15 protein-coding genes are annotated in these 21,112 nt (G+C 71.4%); 7 read left to right on the plus strand and 8 right to left on the minus strand.

The features are described 5' to 3' along the window. Positions 1-8: 8 nt before the first annotated feature. From ACZ6C6_RS07735 to ACZ6C6_RS07760, 6 genes are all read right to left on the minus strand, one after another. Complete coding sequence (locus ACZ6C6_RS07735) at positions 9-842, minus strand: IclR family transcriptional regulator (RefSeq protein ID WP_469200158.1); 834 nt, start codon at positions 840-842, stop codon at positions 9-11. A gap of 169 nt (positions 843-1,011) precedes the next feature. Next, positions 1,012-4,101: a glycoside hydrolase family 38 N-terminal domain-containing protein gene (locus ACZ6C6_RS07740; protein WP_469200160.1), complete on the minus strand. Its 3,090-nt coding sequence runs from the start codon at positions 4,099-4,101 to the stop codon at positions 1,012-1,014. 75 nt (positions 4,102-4,176) lie between these two features. After that, positions 4,177-5,355, minus strand: a complete 1,179-nt coding sequence (locus ACZ6C6_RS07745; protein WP_469200162.1) for a glycoside hydrolase family 76 protein — start codon at positions 5,353-5,355, stop codon at positions 4,177-4,179. 52 nt (positions 5,356-5,407) lie between these two features. Continuing rightward, positions 5,408-6,238 carry a carbohydrate ABC transporter permease gene (locus ACZ6C6_RS07750; RefSeq protein ID WP_469200164.1) on the minus strand — a complete coding sequence of 277 codons (831 nt, stop codon included), beginning with the start codon at positions 6,236-6,238 and terminating at the stop codon, positions 5,408-5,410. Between the two features lie 2 nt (positions 6,239-6,240). After that, on the minus strand, positions 6,241-7,191 hold the full coding sequence (locus ACZ6C6_RS07755) for a carbohydrate ABC transporter permease (RefSeq protein WP_469200166.1): 951 nt from the start codon (positions 7,189-7,191) through the stop codon (positions 6,241-6,243). Beyond that, positions 7,188-8,504 (minus strand): ABC transporter substrate-binding protein, encoded by a 1,317-nt coding sequence (locus ACZ6C6_RS07760; protein ID WP_469200168.1) that lies wholly within the window; start codon positions 8,502-8,504, stop codon positions 7,188-7,190. Before ACZ6C6_RS07760 ends, ACZ6C6_RS07755 begins: the two co-directional genes overlap by 4 nt. Positions 8,505-8,774: 270 nt before the next feature. Here ACZ6C6_RS07760 and ACZ6C6_RS07765 point away from each other — a divergent pair, with 270 nt between their 5' ends. The 6 genes from ACZ6C6_RS07765 (at position 8,775) to ACZ6C6_RS07790 (ending at position 17,433) form a co-directional block, all read left to right on the plus strand. Next, positions 8,775-10,487 carry a class I mannose-6-phosphate isomerase gene (locus tag ACZ6C6_RS07765; RefSeq protein ID WP_469200170.1) on the plus strand — a complete coding sequence of 571 codons (1,713 nt, stop codon included), beginning with the start codon at positions 8,775-8,777 and terminating at the stop codon, positions 10,485-10,487. Then, positions 10,484-11,410 (plus strand): ROK family protein, encoded by a 927-nt coding sequence (locus ACZ6C6_RS07770; protein ID WP_469200172.1) that lies wholly within the window; start codon positions 10,484-10,486, stop codon positions 11,408-11,410. Before ACZ6C6_RS07765 ends, ACZ6C6_RS07770 begins: the two co-directional genes overlap by 4 nt. A 55-nt stretch (positions 11,411-11,465) precedes the next feature. Next, positions 11,466-12,482, plus strand: coding sequence for a LacI family DNA-binding transcriptional regulator (locus ACZ6C6_RS07775; protein ID WP_469200174.1), 1,017 nt, complete (start codon positions 11,466-11,468; stop codon positions 12,480-12,482). A gap of 68 nt (positions 12,483-12,550) precedes the next feature. Then, positions 12,551-15,616: an alpha-mannosidase gene (locus tag ACZ6C6_RS07780; RefSeq protein ID WP_469200175.1), complete on the plus strand. Its 3,066-nt coding sequence runs from the start codon at positions 12,551-12,553 to the stop codon at positions 15,614-15,616. 41 nt (positions 15,617-15,657) lie between these two features. Beyond that, complete coding sequence (locus ACZ6C6_RS07785; RefSeq protein WP_469200177.1) at positions 15,658-16,905, plus strand: hypothetical protein; 1,248 nt, start codon at positions 15,658-15,660, stop codon at positions 16,903-16,905. 108 nt (positions 16,906-17,013) lie between these two features. Then, complete coding sequence (locus ACZ6C6_RS07790) at positions 17,014-17,433, plus strand: ATP-binding protein (protein ID WP_469200179.1); 420 nt, start codon at positions 17,014-17,016, stop codon at positions 17,431-17,433. Positions 17,434-17,571: 138 nt separating this feature from the next. Here ACZ6C6_RS07790 and ACZ6C6_RS07795 read toward each other — a convergent pair whose 3' ends face one another. Beyond that, on the minus strand, positions 17,572-18,147 hold the full coding sequence (locus ACZ6C6_RS07795; protein ID WP_469200181.1) for a helix-turn-helix domain-containing protein: 576 nt from the start codon (positions 18,145-18,147) through the stop codon (positions 17,572-17,574). 251 nt (positions 18,148-18,398) lie between these two features. On the opposite strand from ACZ6C6_RS07795, the gene ACZ6C6_RS07800 reads away from it, so the two are divergent. Continuing rightward, on the plus strand, positions 18,399-19,139 hold the full coding sequence (locus ACZ6C6_RS07800) for a B3/B4 domain-containing protein (RefSeq protein WP_469200183.1): 741 nt from the start codon (positions 18,399-18,401) through the stop codon (positions 19,137-19,139). A gap of 11 nt (positions 19,140-19,150) precedes the next feature. Here the strand turns inward: ACZ6C6_RS07800 and ACZ6C6_RS07805 are convergent, their stop codons facing one another. Continuing rightward, the gene (locus ACZ6C6_RS07805) at positions 19,151-21,103 is read right to left on the minus strand and encodes an APC family permease (protein WP_469200186.1); all 1,953 of its coding nucleotides are present in this window, start codon (positions 21,101-21,103) and stop codon (positions 19,151-19,153) included. Positions 21,104-21,112 lie beyond the last annotated feature (9 nt).

Consider the following 21,112-nt stretch of genomic DNA (forward strand, 5'->3'; position numbering starts at 1 on the left):
CGGGCGGGTCAGGAGCCGAAGGCGGCCGTGGCCTCCTCGGCCCCGGCCAGAACGAGTTCGGTGATGCGGTCGACGGCGCGGGTGACACGGTGCGCCGGCCCGATGACGGTGAGCGACGCGGCGATGCTGCCGGCCTGGAACACGGGGGCGGCCACGGCGGCGACGGCCTCGTCGTACTCGCCGTGGCTGACGCTGTATCCCCGGGAGCGCACGTCCGCGTACCGGGCCGTGAGGGTGTCGAGGTCGGTGACGGTGTGGTCGTTGAAGCGCTGGAGGGGGGTGGCCCCGAACAGGCGGCGGATCTCCGCTTCGGAGTAGTGGGCGAAGATCGCGTGACCGGAAGCACCGGCGTGGCCGGGCATCACGGCACCGACGATCGCGGTGTAACGGACCGGACCGGTGCCGTCCACAGCTGCCGCGCACCGGTATCCGGCGCCCTGCGGCACGTTCAGCACGACGCTCTCGCCGGTCTCCCGCAGCAGTCCGGCCAGGATCGGCCGGACCAGCGACGGCAGCACGCCGCTGTGCTCCCCGGCGCGCGCCAGCCGGGAGACGGCGGGGCCGAGCCGGTAGCGGCGGGTGGTCGTGTCGCAGGTCAGGAAGGAACGGGAGGCCAGCGTGGTGAGGATGCGCTGGGCGACGGCCTTGTCCCAGCCGTGACGGCGCGCCATCTCGCTCACCCCCCACTCGGGGCGCCGCTCGGTGAACGACAGCAGGGCGAGCAGGGCGCGGTCCGCTCCCTGCAGGACGCCGGGCTGGGGTGGGGCCAGGGCGTCCGCGTCGTCGCGCCGGCCGGCCTCGGGTGCGTTGCCGCCGGCGGACGCGCCGTTCACCTCGTGCATGGCCTCGTCCCTTCCTCGCTGATCATGGTGCGCTCAGCGCAACGCCGTTGCGCTGAGCGGTGAGAACTATGTGATCAGCGGGGCGCGGTGTCAAGGGTGTTCTTCAGCACGGCCGCAGAAAGCCCGAAGCCCCGGAACGGATCGCCGTTCCGGGGCTCAGGGCCGGTGGTCACAGCCGCAGCAGCACCGCGCGGGTGCCCAGCACGGGCACGTCGACGGTCAGGGCGCCCTCGCCGTCCGGCGCCAGGAGGTCCCCGGCGGCCCCGAGGTAGTCGGCCGTACGGGCCTCCGTGACGGGGAAGCCCGGAGTGATCCGGCAGGCGACCGGTTCCTCGGCGAAGGACTGGAGCCTGACGAGCACCTGACCGGGGGCCGGAACGGTGAGCCCCACGATGCGCACACGCCGGTCGCCGACCGTCAGCAACGCGTACGAGGCGTCCGGTGCCGCGCTCTCCTCGCCCAGAGCGCGGACGGCGAGCAGCGGTCGGCTGCCCGCGGCCGCCGTGTGCATGCCCAGGACGGGCCCGCTGGTGTGCGGGGCCTGCCCGAAGGCCACGCTGTAGCGGAACACATGGTCGAAAGCCTGCTCGGAGGGGAAGTTGGTGTCCCAGATGTTGTTGTGGACCCAGGAGAAGAGCGTGCCGGGCTCGTCCTGGGCCAGCGACTGCGGATAGGGCACGTACGGCACGGCGATCCCGCCCACCTGCACGAGCGGGGCGTCCTGCGTGGCGACCGCCGCGACCACCGCGTCCTCCTCGAAGCTCACCCAGCGCCGTACCGCGCGCATGTGCCGAGCGGACCCCGGCACGACCGGCAGGCCGGTGCCCGTCATGCCACCGGTCGCCTCCATCCGGACGGCCGGCCGGCTCATCGCGAACGGGAACGCGAAGAACGCGCTCTCCTTGGTGAGCGTCGCCGGCTTCACGATCCGGTTCTCCAGATCGATCCTGGCCTGACCGTGCGGCAGGTGGACGCGCACCCGCAGCCGCTCGGTACCGGCCGGGGCGCACTCGTAGACCAGCGTCTCACCCGTGGCGTCGCGGAAACGGTCCACCAGCGCGGCCGGCGGCGCCGCCGTCCGGGAGGCGAGGAGGTGCATCGAATCGTTCGCCGTGGTCTTGCTCGACTGGTGGTTGAAACCGCCCGCCGTGGCGTACTCGTCGTACACATAGCCGTTGAGCCCCACCGTCGCGTCCTGCCGCACCAGCTCCCGGCCGGTGCGCTTGTCGACGACCGAGCCGATCCAGGCCGACCGCAGGTCCACGCTCACCCGCAGGAACTCGTTCTCCAGGACCACCGGGTCGCCGGCAGCAGCCCCCTCGGCCGGCGGCGCCTCCTCACCCGGGACGATGTCCACCCGTACCGCGCCGTGCGCCGGCACTTCCGGGAGCCGGAACAGCAGGAAGCGGCCCGCGGCCCGGTGCAGCTCGTTGGACTGCGCCTCCTCGGTGTGGACCAGCACCGAGCCGTCGCGCGCGTCGAGCACCCGGACCGGGTCCTCCAGCGCGACCGTGCTCTCGGGAAGGAACAGCCGGACCGCCTCCGATCGCGCCCAGCTGCATGTATTGGTCACGTAGAAACCGGCGAGCGTCCCCTCGCGCGGGTGGAGCCGGCCGCCGAGAGCCGCGCCCGCGCCGTCCAGGAGAGTCTTCGCGTCGTCATGGGCGCGCAGCGCCTGGGCGTACTTCCAGTGCCACTGACGCTCGCCGGACGCGTGCCCGTGGTCGCCGTGCGTCCAGGGGTCGCCACCGCCCCAGGTGTGCTCGTTGAACAGGGAGGCCGCCCGGTAGACATCCGGGGCCGACGCCGTGGTGCCCGCACCCGCCGCGCCCAGGATCTCCGCGTGCCCGGCGACCGTCTGGGCGTCCGCCAGCGCCGCCTGGCCGTCCCGGGTGGCCGCCAGCGGGACGGCGCCGGCTCCCACGCCGTCCACCCACCAGTCGCTCCAGTCGCCCTCGAACGTTTCGAGACGGTCCCCGTAACGGGCTTCCGCGTCCACGAAGAAGTCCTCGTTGCGTGACGTGCGCAGGACGGGGAAGGCCCACTCCTCGTTCCACCGGCGCACCGTGTCGGCGATGATCCGGCGCGGCGGCCCGTTGTCCGCGAACTTGCCCAGCACTCGCAGATGCAGCACGTCCCACGGGTAGGGGTCGCCCTTGAACTCCTCGTCCAGGACCGGGAAACCGGGGATCCCGCGCCCCTCGTGCGGGTACTGGTGGGTCGCCAGCGCCGAGAGGTAGTGCGGCAGGAGATCGTCCACCCGGTCGAAGGACTCGTCGAACCCGAGGATCGAGCCCTCCATGTACGCCAGCCCGTGCGGGGTGTCGGTGCGCCACACCAGGACGCTGCGTCCGCCCGGCGCACGCCACCGGAACAGCCGGGGCAGCGCTCCGCCGCCGGTGTGGTGCGGCACCGCCCGGCCCGCCCAGTTGTGGGCGACGGAGAGATAGCGGATGCCGCTGTCGGCGAGCACGTCGGGCAGGCCCACGACCTGACCGGGGACATCCGTCTGCATGGCCGTGGTGACGTCGATGCCGTGCCGGGCGCGCAGTTCGCGTACCGGGCGCAGCAACTCGTGCAGCTCGTCCGTCGAGCAGGTCTCCGTGTGCAGGTTGAAGGGCATCGCGGTCAGCTCGATGCGCCCCTGGCGCACCCGCTCCAGAAACTGTGCGACCTGCTCGGGCGGACGGTTGGCCGACCAGTTCTCGAAGCTGAAGAACCCCTCGACGGCCCAGCGGAACTTCGACGCGTCGGGCCGGTCGTCCGTCGTACGGCACAGTTCGAGCAGGGAGTCGAGGTACTTGCGGCCCTCGGCGAGCACGGTGCCCTGCGGATCGGTGTAGCCGATGTCGAGATGGGCGTGCTGCACCAGGTGCAGCGTCCAGTGCCGCTGCGGGGTCAGCAGCACCTCGACGCGCTCACCCGGAGCCAGGTCCGGCAGCTCGACCAGCACCGGGAGCGGAGCGTCCACCTCGGGGACCAGCAGCCGGGTCTCACCGGCCGGACCGGGTATCAGCTCGCCGCGGACGGGGGTACCGGACAGGGTCGTGACCACGGCCCGGGTGAGGGGGCGGCCGGCCTGGACGCGCACGGACTGCAGGAGCCCGCCGTCACCATCGTGGCGCAGCAGCGGTTCGCAGGAGAACCGGACGGGCTGTCCGCCGAGGACGCCGGTGGCGCTCACGCCGCGGTCGCGCAGGATGTCGCGGGCGATGTCGGAGTCCCACCAGGAGGGGCGGGACAGATCGGGGCGGGGCATGGAGAGGGTTCTCCGCTCTGGCAAGGTGCCGGTTCGGTGCGTGGGGCGGTCGGGAAGGCGGTCGGGAAGGCGGGGTCAGGAGGCGTCGGTGGCGAGGCCCGCGAAGATCTGGACCATCGCGGACTGTTCGAGGGTTTCCGCGGAGGCGGCCGGGTCGTAGTCGCCGCCGCCCGAGGGCTGGAAGCGGAAGAGACCGGTGGACGGATCGCGGTTCTCCTTCCACACGCGCTCCGCGTAGGCGCTCTCGGCCCGCCGGTAGGCCGGGTCGTGACGGATGCCGTCCAGAATCCGGAGGTTGTCGAAGTAGATCGCGTTGAAGATCGCCGGCTGGTCGTGCAGGCGTTCGCCCTGCTTCCAGTACGCGAGCGACCCCTCCGCGTCCTCCACGGCACGCCGGAGATACGAGCGGTCCCCGGTGGTCCTGTACAGCGTGGCCGCGGTACCGACCATGGCCCCGGAGTTGTACGTCCACAGGGTGGAGTTCACGGAGCCGTCGTCGCCGAGGCTGTTGCGGTACAGCCCGGGGGACTGGCGCAGACACGACCAGTTCCACTCGTACCACCGCTGCGCGCTCGTCAGGTAGCGGCTCTCGTGGGTCTCCTGGTGGAGCCGGGCGGCCAGTTCCGCGGCCAGGCCCGTGACGTTGGCGGCGCGCATGTCGTTGGCCGGCGAGTCGACCCAGTGCATCCCGCCGGGGCATTCCCTGGCCGGGTCGTCGTCCCAGCCGCGGCTGACGATGTCGAAGGCCGCCTCGGCCCGGCGCAGGTAGACGGCGTCGCCGGTGGCCTCGTACTGGTCCAGCAGCGTCAGCCCGACGACGGAGTTGTCGTCGTAGAAGACGTCACCGCCCTGCCCGAGCGGCGCCGGGAGGTACGAGTCGTAGCCGGGCCTGCCGTCGCGCGGCTCGAAGTACAGCTCCAGGGTCGTGAAGCGTTCCGCCGCGTCGGCCGTGTAGTGCCTGCCCGAGCCCGGAAGCCCGGCCATGTCGACCGTCGCGGCGGCGGCCTCCCGCATCGGCCAGAGGTAGGAGTGGGCGTTGTCGGCGCTGCGGTGCGGCGTCGCCTCCTGGTAGAGGCCGTGGTTCTCCGGGCCCTGGTACAGCTCGTGCTGGAGCGCGTCGTACGTCCGCACGGCACGGTCCTTCCAGGGGCCCGCCCCCGGGTGCCCGGCCGCGAGGGCGGGGGAGGGGGAGAGGGCGGCGCAGAGCAGGGGAGCTGCGGCCAGGGCGAGGGCGGTGCGGGTGGAGAGTTTCACCGGGGTGCCTTTCGGGGATCGGCTCGGGTGCTGATCGGAGGTACGGCGGTGCTCAGCCGAGCTTGAGGCTGCTGACGAAGAACCGCTGCGCCGCGAAGAAGAGGACGACGGTCGGCAGCGAGACGAGCAGGGCTCCGCCGAGGACGACCGGGGGCCCCACGTTCGAGTAGTTGCCCTGGAGTTCGGCGAGCGCGGCCATCACCGGCCGGATGTTGCGGCTCGTGGCCAGAGTGATGCCGAACAGCAGGTCGTTCCAGACGGCGACGAACTGGAAGACGAACGCGGCGATCATCGCGGACCGGGACAGCGGCACGTGGATCTGCCAGAACACCCGCCACCAGGAAGCGCCGTCGAGCCGTGCCGCCTCGATCACCTCACCGGGCAGCGTCTGGGCGAAGTTGCGCATGATGAAGTACGCGAACGGGATCGCCACCGCGGCGTAGATGAGGAACAGCCCGATCTGCGCGTCGTACAGGCCGGTGTTCGCGTAGGCGAGGAAGAGCGGGCGCAGGAAGACCTGGAGGGGCAGCAGGGTGCCCGAGTAGATCAGCCAGAACCACATGGTCTTGCGCTTGACCGGCATGATCACCGTGGCGAAAGCGGCGGTCGTGGCCACCACGATGGCCGCGGCCGAGCTGGTCACCGCGTACAGCAGGCTGTTGCCCATCGCGGGTCCGAGCCGGGCCCGGGACCATGCCTCGGACATGTTGTCGAACAGACCGAATCCTCCGTGCGGCAGCCAGTGCGGCGCACCGCCGTATTCAGCGGCCGGTACCAGCGCGTTGACCAGGAGCAGCCAGGTCGGCACGGCCCAGAGGAGCGAAATGAGCACGAGGACGGTGTTGCGGACGGCGGTGCCGGCGGAGACGCGGCGTATGGACATGCTCAGGCGCCTTTCGGAGTGAGCTGGCGCCGCAGGTAGAGCCAGGAGGCCAGCAGCACGATGACGGTGAGGACGACGGCGACGGCCGCTCCGGCGCCGGGGCGCAGGGCGAGGAAGGTCTCCTGGTACATCGAGACCGCGAGCGTCTCGGAGCTGCGGCCCGGCCCGCCCTGGGTGAGGACCCAGATCAGGTCGAACGACTTCAGCCCGTTCACCAGACTGCTGCCGACGACGATCACGGACACGGTCCGCAGCTGCGGCAGGACCACGTACCAGAACTTCCGGACGCCGTCGGCGCCGTCGAGCGACGCGGCCTCCAGGGTCTCCGGAGGGATGGTCTGCAGACCGACCAGGAAGAGGATCACGGCCACCCCGGTGGCCTGCCAGGTGTTGGCGACGATCATGACGAGGGTGTTCCCCGGCCATTCCAGCAGCCAGCCCTGGGCGAACGACCCCAGCCCCAGCGCGTCGAGCGCCTGGTTGGCCGCCCCGTCCGTGGTCAGCAGGAAGTTCCAGACGACGGCCACGGCCGAGCCGGAGATCGCGTACGGCAGGACCACCAGCAGCCGCGCCACCCGGGACCATCCGGAACCGTTCGTCATGACGGCGATGGCGAGCCCGAGCACGAGCGGCAGGACCACCGTGCCGACCACCCACATCAGGGTGTTCTCCACGGACTTCGCGAGCACGGGGTCGCTGAGGAAGCGCCCGTAGTTGGTGAACCAGGTGAAGTCGGAGACCCGGCCGTCGCTGAAGAAGCCGCGGTACAGGGTCATGACGAACGGGGTGAGCAGCAGGCCGGCGACGAGCAGGACGGCCGGGGCGAGGAAGCCTGCCGCGGCGGCTCGGTCCCTGAGCCCGCGGGAGGGCTTGCGGGCCGGGGGAGCGGGCGGGGCCGCGGGGGCGGGGGAGGCGCCGGCCCGGGTGCGGCGCGCGTCGAGGGCGGATGTCATGACTCGTCCTTGTTCCACGCGGCCCACTCCTTGGTGGCACGGCTCGCCATGCTGCGCAGCGTCGTCTCGGGCGACATGGCGTGCGTCATGAAGGCTCCCAGGTCATCGGTGTTCCCCTGCATGAGATTGGGCGGGCCGGACTGCCCGTAGCGGGGCAGCTCGGTCCAGTGCTCGTCCAGGGCCCGCTTCCTGAGCCGGGCGAGTACGGGATTGGAGGTGACCGCCTTCGGGTTGGCCGAGCCGTCCTGGAGGAAGTCGGTCCACACCCGCTGGACCGAGGGGTGCAGCCAGTGGCCCGCGTTGGCCATCGCGGCGTCGTGCGACACGGCCTTCTCCGGGACGGCGAGCACGCCCGCCTCGGTGATCACGGACCGCTTGGTGGAGGTGTCGACGGGAGGCAGGACGAAGGCGTCGAAGTCCTCGCCCGGCTTCATCCCCGCCGCGGCCAGCCCCTGGGACTGCCAGGAGCCGTGCAGGAACATGCCGACCTTGCCCGTCTTCAGCGCGGCCGGACCGTTGTTCTGATCGAAGTCGGCCGGGGTCATCCAGCCCTTCTTCATGAAGTCCTGCCAGATCTGCATGGCCTTGTGCGCCTGCGGATCGGTGTACTTCGCCCGGCCCGCGATCAGATCCGCGTAGAACACCGGGTCGACCTTGCTGATCAGCTCCTCGAACCACTCGTAGGCGGGCCAGTTGCCGCTCTGCGTGGCGACGAACGGAACGACACCGGACTTCTTCAGCACCTCGGCCGTGTGCAGCAGCTCGTCCCAGGTCTCCGGCGCCCGCAGGCCGTGCTTGTCGAACACGTGCGTGTTGTAGAAGAGGACGTAGTACGACTGGTAGAGCGGCATCCCGTACACGGCGCCCCGGTAGGACATCGAGTCGCGCAGCGACTTCGTCACCCAGCCCTTGCGCTCGTAGGCGTCCCACAGGTGCGTCAGGTCGCTGAGGCTGCCCGTGCGGGCGAGCTGCTTGAGGTTGTAGCCCGCCTGCCACTTGATCAGATCGGTCGCCTTGGTCGTCTGCAGCGAGATCTGTGTGACCTGGGTGTATGCGGTCGGGTTCGGGTTCGACAGGGGGCGCAGGGCGTAACCGGTGAGCTTCTTCAGCTCGCGTCCGGCGGCCACGTAGCCGTCGTCCCAGGTCGCGTTGTCGTTGGCCAGGGACGTCGTCCCCGGCTTCGCCGCGGTGCTGTCGCCCCGTGCGCAGCCGCCCGCCAGTGCGGCTGCCGCGCCGGCCCCGAGGCCGGCCAGCACGGTGCGCCGGCGGAGCGGGTGAGACGACCACTCTGTCGTCTCGCCGGTTGATCTCATGGGCTCACTTCCCTCTGGACCCGCCGGGGGTCCCTGGCTCCGGTGTTCGGTGGAGAGGCCACCGGAAGCGTGTACGGCGTGCGTTTCCGCGCTTCGGGTTGCCAGGATGTTAACGACACCATGTGGCTGAAACAAGAGGTTCTTCCATCGGTGCTTGGAAAATCGCTTCTGGACAGGACTTACGTGGAGGTGTTCGGGAGGCGCCTTGTCTGCTCAAAGTGTTATCGATACCATCCGAGTGCTCGCCCGGTCCCTTTCTCAGGAGCTTCTGTGCACCAGCCCCGTCCCTATGAACGCAACCCGCGGTACGCCGCCACCGGCGGCACCGTCGTCACCGGCTGGGCCGCCGCGGTCGCCGACGTGCCCGCGGCACCCACTGTCCTCGCCCTGGACGGTCCCGCCGCACTCGACTGGGAGGAGGCCGCCGCGTCCCTCGCCGCCGCCCTGCGCGCACGGGGTACGCAGGTCGTGCTGTGCGACGTGCGCGCCCTCTGGTCGGCCGAGGCGGTCCAGCGGCTCTGCGTCCCTGACGCGGACGCCGACGCGTTCTTCCTGCCGCTCGCCGAGTTCTCCATGGACGACCTGTTCGAGACGCCGCCCGTCCGGCCTCGTCCGGACACCGGCGTCCTGCTCCTCTTCGGGCCCGGCGCCGGGCTCGGCGAGCCCGATCTGCTGTGGTGGGCCGACCTGCCCAAGCGGTACGCGGAAGAGGCCGTCACCCGAGCCGAACTGCCCCTCGGCGTCAACCTGGGGCGCCCCGGCGCCCCCGGTGAGCTGCGCAGCCTCTTCTACACCGACTGGCCCGTCGGCGACCGCCACCGCGACCGCCTGGCCCCCCGCGTCGACCGCTGGATCGACCTCCAGGGCGAGAACGGCCCGGCCTCCCTGGACGGCGAGTCCGTGCGAGCCACCCTGGCCACCCTGGCCTCGGGCCCCGTTCGCAGCCGTCCCTTCTTCAACTCCACCGCGTGGGGCGGTCGGTGGGCCGCCCGCGAGCTCGGTTTCGAGCCCCGCAACGGCAACACGGCCCTCGGCTACGAGCTGATCGCCCCCGAAGCCGGAATCCTGGTCGGCCAGGACGAGACGGCCCAGGTGGAACTGCCCTTCCAGCTGCTCTGCGAGCTGCACCCCGAGACGTTCCTCGGCCCGGACGTCCACCGCCGCTTCGGCACGTCCTTCCCGATCCGCTTCGACTACCTCGACACGGTCGGCGGCGGCAACCTCTCGCTGCACCTGCACCCCCGGGAGCAGTACATGCGGCAGACCTTCGGGTGGCCGTACACCCAGGACGAGACGTACTACGTCACCGCGTGCGACCCCGGTGCGCGGGTCTACCTCGGGCTGCGGGACAGTACGGACGTGACAGTCATGCGCGAGGAGGTCGAGGCGTCCGCGGCCGAGGGGGTCCCGCTGCGCGTCGAGGACCATGTGATGACCCACCCGGCGGAGGCGGGGCAGCTCTACATGATCCCCGCCGGGACCCCGCACGCCTCCGGCGAGGGCAATCTGGTCCTGGAGATCAGCGCCACCCCCTACCTCTACTCCCTGCGCCTCTACGACTGGCTGCGCAAGGGCCTCTCCGGCGCCCCGAGGCCCCTCTCCTCCGGCCACGCCTTCGCCAACCTCGACACCGCACGGCGCGGCGACGACGTCCTCAAGGAACTCGTGCAGGAGCCGAGGACCGTGCGCGAGGGCCGCGGCTGGCGCGAGGAGGTCATCGGCGCACTGCCCGAGATGTTCTACGCCGTGCACCGCTTCGTGATCGAGGGGCCGGAGCCCGCCGAGGACGACACCGACGGGCGTTTCCACATCCTCAACGTCTCCTCGGGCGGCGGCGTCGTCGTGGAGACGGACCGGGGCGACCGGCACGACCTGGCCTTCGCCGAAACCCTCACCGTGCCCGCGGGCGTGGGCGGTTACCGGCTGCACCCCGTGGGAAGCGACCCGGTGCACGTGGTCAAGTCCCTGGTGAGCCCGGCATGAGCCGCGTCCCCGTGCTGGAGATCGGCGGCACCCACGTGACGGCCTCCGTCATCGACACCTCGTCCGCGGGGGCCGCCCCCCTGGCCGTCGTGCGGCAGCCGGTCCCCGCCCACGCACCGGCCCAGGAGCTCCTGGACGCCATCGCCGCCGCCGGTGCCCGGGTCGAGGCTCCGGCGGGCGCCCACTGGGGCGTGGCGATACCCGGTCCCTTCGACTACGAAGCCGGGATCGGCCGCTTCCGCGGCATCGGCAAGTTCGAATCGCTGCACGGCGTCGACGTGGGAGCCGGACTGCTCGACCGGCTCCCCGGAGCCCCGCGCGGCATCAGCTTCGTCAACGACGCCGACGCGTTCGCCCTGGGCGAGTACCGGGCGGGGGCCGCGGCCGGCCGGCGCCGGGTCCTGTGCATCACGCTCGGGACCGGCGTCGGGTCCTCCTTCCTGCGCGACGGCCGGCCCGTGGTCGACGGCCCCGACGTTCCGCCCGGCGGCCGCGCCCACCGGCTCACCGCCCACGGACTCCCGCTGGAGGAGGTGGTCTCGCGACGGGCGATCCGCAGGTTCTACGCCACCGCCGCCGGACTCCCCGGCGACGGGCCCCTCCCCGACGTGCACGACATCGCGGCCTCGGCCCGCACCGGCGAGGCGCCCGCCCGGCAGGCCATCCGGCACTGCTTCGGCGCCCTGGGACGGGCCCTCGCGCCCTGGTGCGAGCGGTTCCGGCCGGACCTGATGGTCGTCGGCGGATCGATGGCCGGCTCCTGGGACCTCGTCGGACCCGCCGTCCGCGAGGGCTTCGACGCCTGGGGGGCGGGGGTCGCGCCCCCGGCCGTCACGGCGCTGCGTCCGGTGGACGCGCCCCTGATCGGCGCCGCCCACTGGGCCCTGCGCGACGGCACCGCCGCCCTTCCGGCTCCGACCTAGAATGACCGCGTCACCGACCCCCACGCCTGTCCACGAAACCGCAGGAGAACCGCTCATGGCACAGCACCGCTCGGGCGAGACCGGCGCCCCGACGATGCGCGACGTCGCCGCGAGCGCCGGTGTCAGTGCCATGACCGTCTCCCGCGTGCTCAAGGACGACGCCCGGGTCAGCGGCAGCACACGGGAACGCGTACTGGCAGCCGTCGAAGCACTGGGATACCGGCGCAACGAGACGGCACGCAGCCTGCGCCTGGGCGGCAGCGGGATGATCGGGCTGGTCGTCACCAACCTCGCCAACCCGTTCTACTCCCGCCTGGCGCTGGGCGTACAGGAGGTGGCGTCCGAACACGGCCTGCGGGTCCTGCTCAGCAACACCGCCGAGCAGGTCGACAAGGAGCGCGGCCTCGTGGAGGACCTGGCGGCCCGTCAGGTCGACGGCATGATCGTCGTTCCCGCCGGCAGCAGCCACCGGCACCTCGCCCCCGCGGCGCTGCGCGGCATGCCGATCGTGCTGGCCTCAAGGCCACCGGCCGGAATGGACGCCGACTGCGTACTGGTCGACGACTTCGGCGGCGCAGAACAGGCCGTGGGACAGCTGATCGCGGACGGCCACCGCCGCATCGCGTTCCTGGGCAACCCGCCCGCCCTGTACACCGGAGCCGAACGGTTCCGCGGCTACTGGGCGGCCCACGAAGCGGCCGGGATCGAGCCCGCCGAGAGCCAGGTGCGGCGCGGCCTCACCGACGTACCCACCGCCGAGGCCGCCGCGGGCGCGCTCCTCGACGCCCCCGACGCGCCCACGGCGCTCTTCTGCACCAACAACCGGCTCACCCAGGGCGCCATCCGCGCCGTGCACGGACGCCGCCGTCCGGTCGCACTCGCCGGCTTCGACGACTTCGACCTGGCCGACGTCCTCGGACTGCCCCTGACCATCGTGTCCTACGACGCCGACGAGATCGGCCGACGGGCGGGCCAGATGCTCATCGACCGGATCAACGGCTCGTCCGCCGAGCCGATCCCCGCCCGCAGAACCGTCGTGCCCACCCGCGTCATCCGCTACGGGACGCGCTGACCCCGACGTCACCGCCGCTTCCACGGCACCGGTCTGCCCTCTTCCCCCGCACCTCCCCCGGAGCACCCATGCACCACGACCGCCTCGTCACCGAACGCCGACTGGCCCGCGTCCTCGATCTGCGCCTGAGGCCCGCCGTGTACCGCGAAAGCCGTCCTCTCGACGTCGCCGTGTGGAAGGTTCCCGGCGAGCCCGTTCCCGTGTCCGAGGGAATCGGCGCCCCCTTTGAACCGGTCCGCGCCGGCGCCCCGTGGGGCCCCGCCTGGTCCACCACCTGGTTCCGGATCAGCGGCACGGTCCCCGCCGGGTGGGCCGGACAGCGCGTCGAAGCGGTCCTGGACCTCGGCTTCGGCGCCACCCAGCCCGGCTTCTCCGCCGAAGGGCTCGTGTACCGGCCCGACGGAAGCCCGGTCAAGGCGCTCAACCCGCGCAACGCCTGGCTGCCGATCACCGAACGCGCCGAGGGCGGAGAGGAGTTCGTCCACTACATCGAGGCAGCGGCCAACCCGGTCATTTTCGATTCGGGCAGCGGCGGCGACCCCTTCGTCCCCACCCGGGCCGGCGGCGTCCCCGCGTGGCTGAACGGCGAGACCGCACCGGACACACCGCTCTACCGCCTGAACCGGATGGACCTCGCGGTCTTCGACCCCACGGTCTGGGAACTCGTACAGGACCTGGACGTCCTGTCCGGGCTGATGCACCAGCTTCCCGAGGACTCCACCCGGCGCTGGCAGTTGGTGCACGCGGTGGACCGCGCGCTGGACACGATCGATCTCCAGGACATCGGCGGCACCGCGGCGAGCGCGCGTGAAGTGCTCGCGCCCGCGCTCGCCTCACCCGCGCACGCGGGCGCGCACCGCGTCTCCGCCGTGGGCCACGCGCACATCGACACCGCCTGGCTCTGGCCCGTACGCGAGACCGTCCGCAAGGCGGCCAGGACCGTCTCCAACGTCACCGCCCTGATGGACGACCACCCCGGGTTCCGCTTCGTCATGTCCCAGGCCCAGCAGCTGGCCTGGCTCAAGGAGCAGCGGCCCGAGGTGTTCGCCCGTGTCGTGGAGAAGGTGCGCACCGGGCAGTTCATCCCCACGGGCAGCCTCTGGATCGAACCCGACACCAACCTCTCCGGCGGCGAGTCCCTGGTACGCCAGTTCGTCCACGGCAAGCGCTTCTACCTGGAGGAATTCGGGGTCGAGACCGAGGACATGTGGCTGCCCGACACCTTCGGGTACAACGCGGCCCTGCCCCAGCTCATGAAGCTGGCCGGGATCAAGTGGTTCCTCACCCAGAAGATCTCCTGGAACGCGACCAACGCCTTCCCGCACCACACCTTCTGGTGGGAGGGCATCGACGGAACCCGCATCTTCAGCCACTTCCCGCCGGTGGACAGCTACAACGGAGACCTCTCCGGCGCCGACATCGGGCACACCGAGCGCAACTTCCGCGACAAGGGACCGGCCAACCGCTCCCTGGTCCCCTTCGGCTACGGGGACGGGGGCGGCGGCCCCACCCGCGAGATGCTGGCCCGCGCCCGCAGGCTGGAGAACCTGGAGGGCTCGGCCCGCGTCGAGATGGAGAGCCCCGAGGAGTTCTTCACCAAGGCACAGGCGGAGTACGCCGACGCACCCGTGTGGTCGGGCGAGCTGTACCTGGAGCTGCACCGGGGCACCCTCACCAGCCAGCTCGCCACCAAGCAGGGCAACCGGCGCAGCGAACACCTGCTCAGGGAAGCCGAGTTGTGGTCCGCGACGGCGGCACTGCGGACCGGTCTGCCCTACCCGTACGAACTGCTCGACCGGGTGTGGAAGACCGTCCTGCTCCACCAGTTCCACGACATCCTGCCCGGCACCTCGATCGCCTGGGTGCACCGGGAGGCCGAGGAGGTCTACGCCGAAACCGCCCGGGTGCTCGGCGAGGTCATCGACTCCGCGCAACGCGCACTCGCCGCGTCCGGTGATCAGGGGGCGGCCGGGGAAACCGTGTTCAACGCCGCACCGCACACCCGTGACGGCATCCCCGCGCTCGGCGCGTCCCGCCGCGAGCGGGCGGTGCGTCCCGCCGAGCCCCGGCCCGCCCGCGGCGGCGGGTTCGTCCTGGACAACGGCCTCGTACGCGTCACGGTGGACACCCGCGGCCTGATCACCTCCGCCTACGACCTGACCGCCGGACGCGAGGCGCTCGCACCCGGCACGGTGGGGAACCTCCTCCAACTGCACCAGGACTTCCCGAACCAGTGGGACGCCTGGGACGTCGACGCCTTCTACCGCAACACCGTCCGCGACCTGACCGAGGCGGACGAGGTCGTCGCCGTCCCCGGGGGCATCCGGGTGGTACGCAGCTTCAACGCCTCCCGCGTCACCCAGGTGCTGCGCCTCGCCGAGGGCAGTCGCCGCCTCGACGTCGAGACCGACGTCGACTGGCAGGAGTGCGAGAAGATCCTCAAGGCCGCTTTCCCGCTCGACCTCCGGGCGGCGGAGTCCACCGCCGAGATCCCCTTCGGTCACGTCCGGCGCCCCACCCACACCAACACCTCGTGGGACAGCGCCCGCTTCGAGATCTGTGCCCACCGGTACCTCCACGTGGAGGAACCCGGCTGGGGCGCGGCTCTCGTGAACGACTCCAGCTACGGCCACGACGTCACGAGGGACGTGCGCCCCGACGGCGGAACCACCACGACCGTACGGCTCTCGCTCCTGCGCGCTCCGCTCTTCCCGGACCCCGACTGCGACCGGGGCGAACACCGCCTGCGCTATGGACTCGTCATCGGCGCCGAACTGCGGGACGCCGTCCGTGAGGGCTATCACTTCAACCTCCCCGAGCGCGCCGTCCCCGGCGGAGCGCCCGTCGAACCCCTGGTCCGGCCGGGCGACGGGATCACGGCCGACGTCGTCGTCGAGACCGTCAAGCTCGCCGACGACCGTTCGGGCCGCGTCATCGTCCGTCTCTACGAGTCCGCGGGGGGCCGCGCACGGACCACGCTCAGGGCCGGCTTCCCCCTGGCCGCCGCACAGGTCACGGACCTGCTGGAACGGGAACTCACGGACGAGCCCGCACCGGCCGTCGAAGGCCAGGACGTCCACCTGACCCTGCGGCCGTTCCAGATCCTGACCCTCGCTCTGACACCGGGTGAATGAGGGGCCCGGCGAGCCATGCACGGGGTCGTTAGGATCCCCGCATGGAGATCGAAGCCGGCACAGCGGCGCTCGTGGACGACCTGAACAGCGGCGACTCGGCACGCGTGGCCGCCGCGGTGGAACAGCTGGCGGCACACGGCGTGCGTGCGCTGCCGGGGTTGCTGAGCGGGGTGGTGGCAAACCACTCGGCCCAGCAACTCACGGCGTACGGAGCCGTGCTGAGGCGTATCGGACCGCCGGCCTTCGACGCCGTACTCGCGGCGGCACGCGACGGCGAGGTGGACGGCTGGCTGAGGGGCCGACTGCTCCGTGTCTTCGACGAGCGTTGTGCCGGGCAGTACGCGGCTCTGGCTTTCGACCCCGATCAGTGGCTGTCGAACGGGGGCTTCGAGGGGCTGCTCAGGCTGCGCGTGGACTCCGACGCCGGGATGCGGGCACTGGTGGCGAAGGCCGGCCGGGGCGGCGACTTCTACGGCCCGTCCGGTGAGTACGCCCGCGCCATGCTGGACGTCTTCGCGCCGCGCCTGCGGGAGCTGTGCCGGGACCGGACGGCTTCCCGGCAGGAGCGGCGCGGCGTGCTCGGGCTCCTGATCGAGGCCGGCGGCCTGGACGCCCTCGACGAACGCGACCGCATGCTGGTGGAGCGCCTGGTGCGGGTGAAGCTCCCGGGCAGCGTCCGCGCGGTGCCGGACACACAGCTCAGCGCCTGGTGGCTGGCCGTGCCCGGGGCGACCTACGAGGGCGTCTTCGAAGCGCTGGGCCTGCACGACCCGCGCCCGGTGACGGTCCAGGCGGGGGCGGCGGCCGCGATGGGCGCGGCGATACCGGCTCCGAGCGAGGAGGACCCCTCCCGGTGCGTCAGCCGGGCCTTCGTGACACCCGAACTCGACGGCTGGCGCCTGGTGTTCGGCCAGTTTTCCCAGCTCGTCGGCCGCGACGCCTGGACGGGCATGACCGAGACGGTCGAGCGGGTCAGCGTCGCATGCGGTCAGGCCCAGCTGTTCTTCGTGGACGACGCCGGCGGCGCGGACTTCTGGTTCGTCGCCAAGGACGGCCGGCTGTCCGACCTGTACACCGGCGAGGACGACCTGGGAGAGGAGGACGAGGACGAGGAGGACTACGACGCCGCGGACGACGTCACGGGCGGCGTCCGCGAGGCGTGCGGAGAGCTGTCGGTCGACCTGGACCTGGTGGGAGTGCTCGACACGGTCGTACGCGGCCACGGCTGGCTGGCGGTCACCGCACCGGACGTGGGACACGGACAGTTCCCCGGCCTGCTGCCCGTCTGACCTCCCACTCACCGGCGGCACCGGCCGCTCGTACGGGCTTCTGCCGCGTCAGCGCGCCCGTCGGGGGTAGGCGGCGAGAGGCAGGCGCCGACCGATGGAGGGAACAGCATGGGGGAGTCATTGCGCGCGGTGGGCTGGGCGCGGTCGTTTCCCCTGCACAGCGAAGTCCAGGCCGCGCGGGAGTGGGCGCGCGGCCATCTGGAGACGCTGCCGTGGGCGGGCGACGCCGCAGACGTGGTAGATGACGTGCTGCTGACCGTCTCGGAGCTGGTCACGAACGCACATGTACACGCGGGGAGCAACGCGCAATTGGTGATGACGTGGGACAGGCGGTGCCTGCACGTCGCCGTGCACGACTCCTCGACGACGCTGCCCGCACCGCAGCCACCGAGCTCCGAAAGGCCGGGCGGCCGCGGCATGTTCCTCGTCGAGGCGCTGGCGGACGACTGGGAGGCCCACCCCTGCAACGACGGGAAGATGGTGATCGCCTGCTTCCGTCCGCCCCTGGCGGACCGGGACGGTGAGTGACGCGCCGCACCGCAGGTTCCACGCTCGCCGAACGTCGCCGTTCCCGTTCCCGAGTGCCCCGGCCGCGGTTCATCGAGGCCATGGTTTCCCGCACGGACTGACGCCGGGCAGTCCGCGAGATCGATTCCTCCGCCGACGCTAGACGGGCCCCGGGGGCAGGTGGACGGTCATGATCAGATGGCACGTCTCCCTGCCCGAGCCGCGGTAGGCGTGCGAGGTGTCGGCGTCGAAGGAGGCCGTCTGTCCCGCGGCGACGGAGTGCTCGGAGCCGTCGACCACGAGAACCATCTCGCCCCTCGTCACGCTGACGGTCTCGGTCACTCCGGCCTGGTGGGGATGGCTGGGGTATTCCTCGCCGGGTTCCAGGGTCCAGCGCCAGACCTCGGTGGCCGCCGGGCCGCCGGTGGTCAGCATGAGCCGGGCCTCGCTGCCGTGCTCGCCCTTCCACAGGGGCATGACGGTGTCGGCGCTCACCACCCGCACACGTTGTTCGGTCCGGCCTTCCACCAGCGCGGAGACGGAGGCGCCCAGGGTGTCGGCGAGGCGGACCAGGGTGGCGAAGTTCGGATTGCCCTGGGCCCTCTCCAGGGCGACGAGGGCACCCTTGCTCACCTTGGCGCGGCGTCCGAGTTCGTCCAGGGACAGACCGGCGCGTGTGCGGGCCGCACGGACGTTGTGCGCGAGTGTCCGCAGCGCCGCTTCGGTCTCGGCCATCGGGTGATCCCTTCCGGAGGCTGGTCGGCATAGCGGACCGGGCGGTCGGTCGGTTGCCAACCTGCGGTCGTTGCGATGTACGGTGTAGTCGTTCCAATGATGGTAAGGGATGTGTCGCCTCTGATCGCTCCGCTGCTGACCCTGGCCTGGTCCCGCGGCGTCCTGGCGGAACGCACCCTCACCTGAATGTCCGCCGCCGGCGTCCCCCACGCCCCGGCCCAGCCGCCCTTTCCGGAACGGATTCCCTAGCTATGACCACCTTCCGTCTCACCCCCGCCGTCGCCGGCACTTTCCCCGACACCCTCATCGCCGTCGTCACCGCCCACGGCCTGCGCGGCACCGAGCCCTGGCCCCGCACCGCGACCGCCGTGGAGGAGTTGGAGCAGGAACTCGCCGCCGGCACCTGGCGGCCGGCCGACGAGGACGACCCGCGCATCGAGGCATGGCACACCGCTTACCGCTCCTTCGGAACCAACCCCCGCCGCATCCGCCCCAGCGTCGACGCCCTCGGCCGCCGCCTCGCGAAGAAGGGCGCCCTGCCCCGGATCAACCCGGCAGTCGACTCCTACAACGCCGTCTCCGTCCGTCACGGCCTGCCTGCCGGCGCCTTCGACCTCGACCACGTCACCGGCGACGTCGAGATCCGCTACGCCGACGGGACGGAGACCTTCACCCCGCTCGGCGAACCCGACACCGTCGAGACCCCCAAGCCCGGCGAGATCATCTACACGGACACCACCGACGTGCTCACCCGCCACTGGAACCACCGCGACGCCCACCGCACCCGGGTCACCGAGAGCTCCACCCGCGTCGCGTTCGTCCTGGAAACCCTCCACGCCGGCCGTGACGGCGACCTCCTCGAAACCGCCGCCGAAGAACTGCGTGGCCTGCTCACCCCGCACGCCGAACTGACCACGGTCCACTACCTGAGTCCGACGCGGCCCGAAGGCGTCGTCCGGGGCGATGCCGCGGGCTCCTCGGCCGAGGACTGACACCGGGCGGCTCAGTCCATGTCGGGCGGGCGATCCGACTCCAGGGCCTGCATGGCGCGCGACGCGTTGAACGGCAGAATCGTGACCGCGACGTGCGGCAGTTGCTCCAGCGTCCTCGACATCTTCTCGCCGGTGCCCCGGTGGAGGAGTTTGCCGAGGGCGTTGGCGTACATCCGCCGGGGCACCAGCACCGTCAGGGACGTGTCCCCGTCCTGTGTGGTGCGCACGGCCAGTTCCCGCATCGCGTGGCGCAGCCTGCGGTCGGGGCAGGCCACCAGTTCGAGGTCGACCGAGGTCGCGGACGTCGACGCCCAGCGGTTGGACAGGCGCAGCGCGTGTGCCTCGTCGATGGCGAAGTGGACGGCCCGGACCGTGTCGGGCCGCAGCTCGTGGGCGTACCGCAAGGCCTTCAGCGCGGCCAGGTCGAGTGTTTCGACAAGGACGAACACCTGATGGCGGCGCGTTCGTGGCCGGTCCGCACCCGTGGGCAGCCGTTCCAGTGCGGCGGCCTCGCGCCGGTACTCGCGGTTGATGCGCGTCAGCAACCAGACCCCGAGCGGGAAGATCACGACGACGAGCCAGGCGCCTTCGGTGAACTTCGTGACGGCGAAGATCAGCACCACGGCCGCGGAGACGAACGCCGCGAGCGCGTTGACCGCGACCTTCACCCTGCGAAGGGGCTCACGCCTGCGCAGGTGGTAGGCGGCGAGACCGGACCCGGCCATCGTGAACGCAGTGAACACACCGATCGCGTAGAGAGCCACCAGCCTGTCCACGCTGGCGCCCGTGCCGATCAACAGGGCCAGCGAGAGAGCCGAGAGGGTGATGATGCCGTTGGAGAAGGCCAGTCGGTGCCCGCGCCGGGTGAGCACCCGGGGTAGGAACCGGTCCTGCGCGACGAAACTGGCCAGGAAGGGGAAGCCGGTGAAAGGGGTGTTGGCGCCGGTGTAGAGGACCAGGGCGGTCGCCAGCTGAACGAAGACCAGCCCTGCCGTTCCCACCGCTCCGTTTCCGAAGGCGAGCCGCGCTTCCTGCGCGATGACGGTCGGGGTGCCGTCGGTGTACGGCACGGCGTGGGTGAAATGAGCGAGGGTGGAGACGCCCAGGACCAGGAAGGCGAGCACGCAGCTCATCGCGATGAGGGTGTGCCGGGCGTTTCGGCCCTGCGGTTCGCGAAAGGCGGAGATGCCGTTCGAAATCGCCTCAAGCCCCGTGAGGGACGAACCGCCGTTGGCGAAGGCACGCAGCACGATGAAGAGCGAGGCACCGTAGAGCCAGCTGTCGCCGGGCGTGCCCAGCGGGACGACACCCGGCGCCGACAGGTCGGTGTGCGGCAGCTCGCCCGTGAGAGCGCGGACCGCGGCGACGAGGAAGACCAGGCTCATGGCGCCGATGAAGAGGTACGCGGGCAGGGCGAACATCCGCCCCGCCTCGCGGACCCCGCGCAGATTCCCGTAGCCGAGGAGCACGATCACGGTGACGGAGACCGGCAACTGGAGATGGTCCAGGCCCGTCCAGCCATGACCGGCCAGATGGGCGAGCGAGATCAGCGCGTTCGTGCCGGCCGACACCTGGACGGCAACGGTGACGATGTAGTCGACCAGGAGGGACACGGCGGCGACCTGGGCCACAGTCGGCCCGAAATTCTCCCGGGCCACCACATAGGAACCGCCGGCCCGGGTGTAGATGGTGACGACATCGCTGTAGCAGAGCGTCAGAAGCAGCAGCACCAGCAGGATCGCGCCCGTCACCGGCATGACCAGGGTGAAGGCGGCGGTTCCGACGACCGGTACGAGGACGCGGAGCATCTCCTCGGAGCCGTAGGCCGAGGAACTGATGCAGTCGGAGGCGAGCACACCCAGCGCCGTCCGGTTGCTCAGCTTCTCGTCGCTGACGTGTTCCGTCGTGAGCGGCTTGCCCAGGAGCCGCCGCTTGAGGTGGTACATCGGCTGATCACGGGTCATGCGCCCATC

The sequence above is a fragment of the Streptomyces sp. NPDC041814 genome, assembly GCF_055590565.1.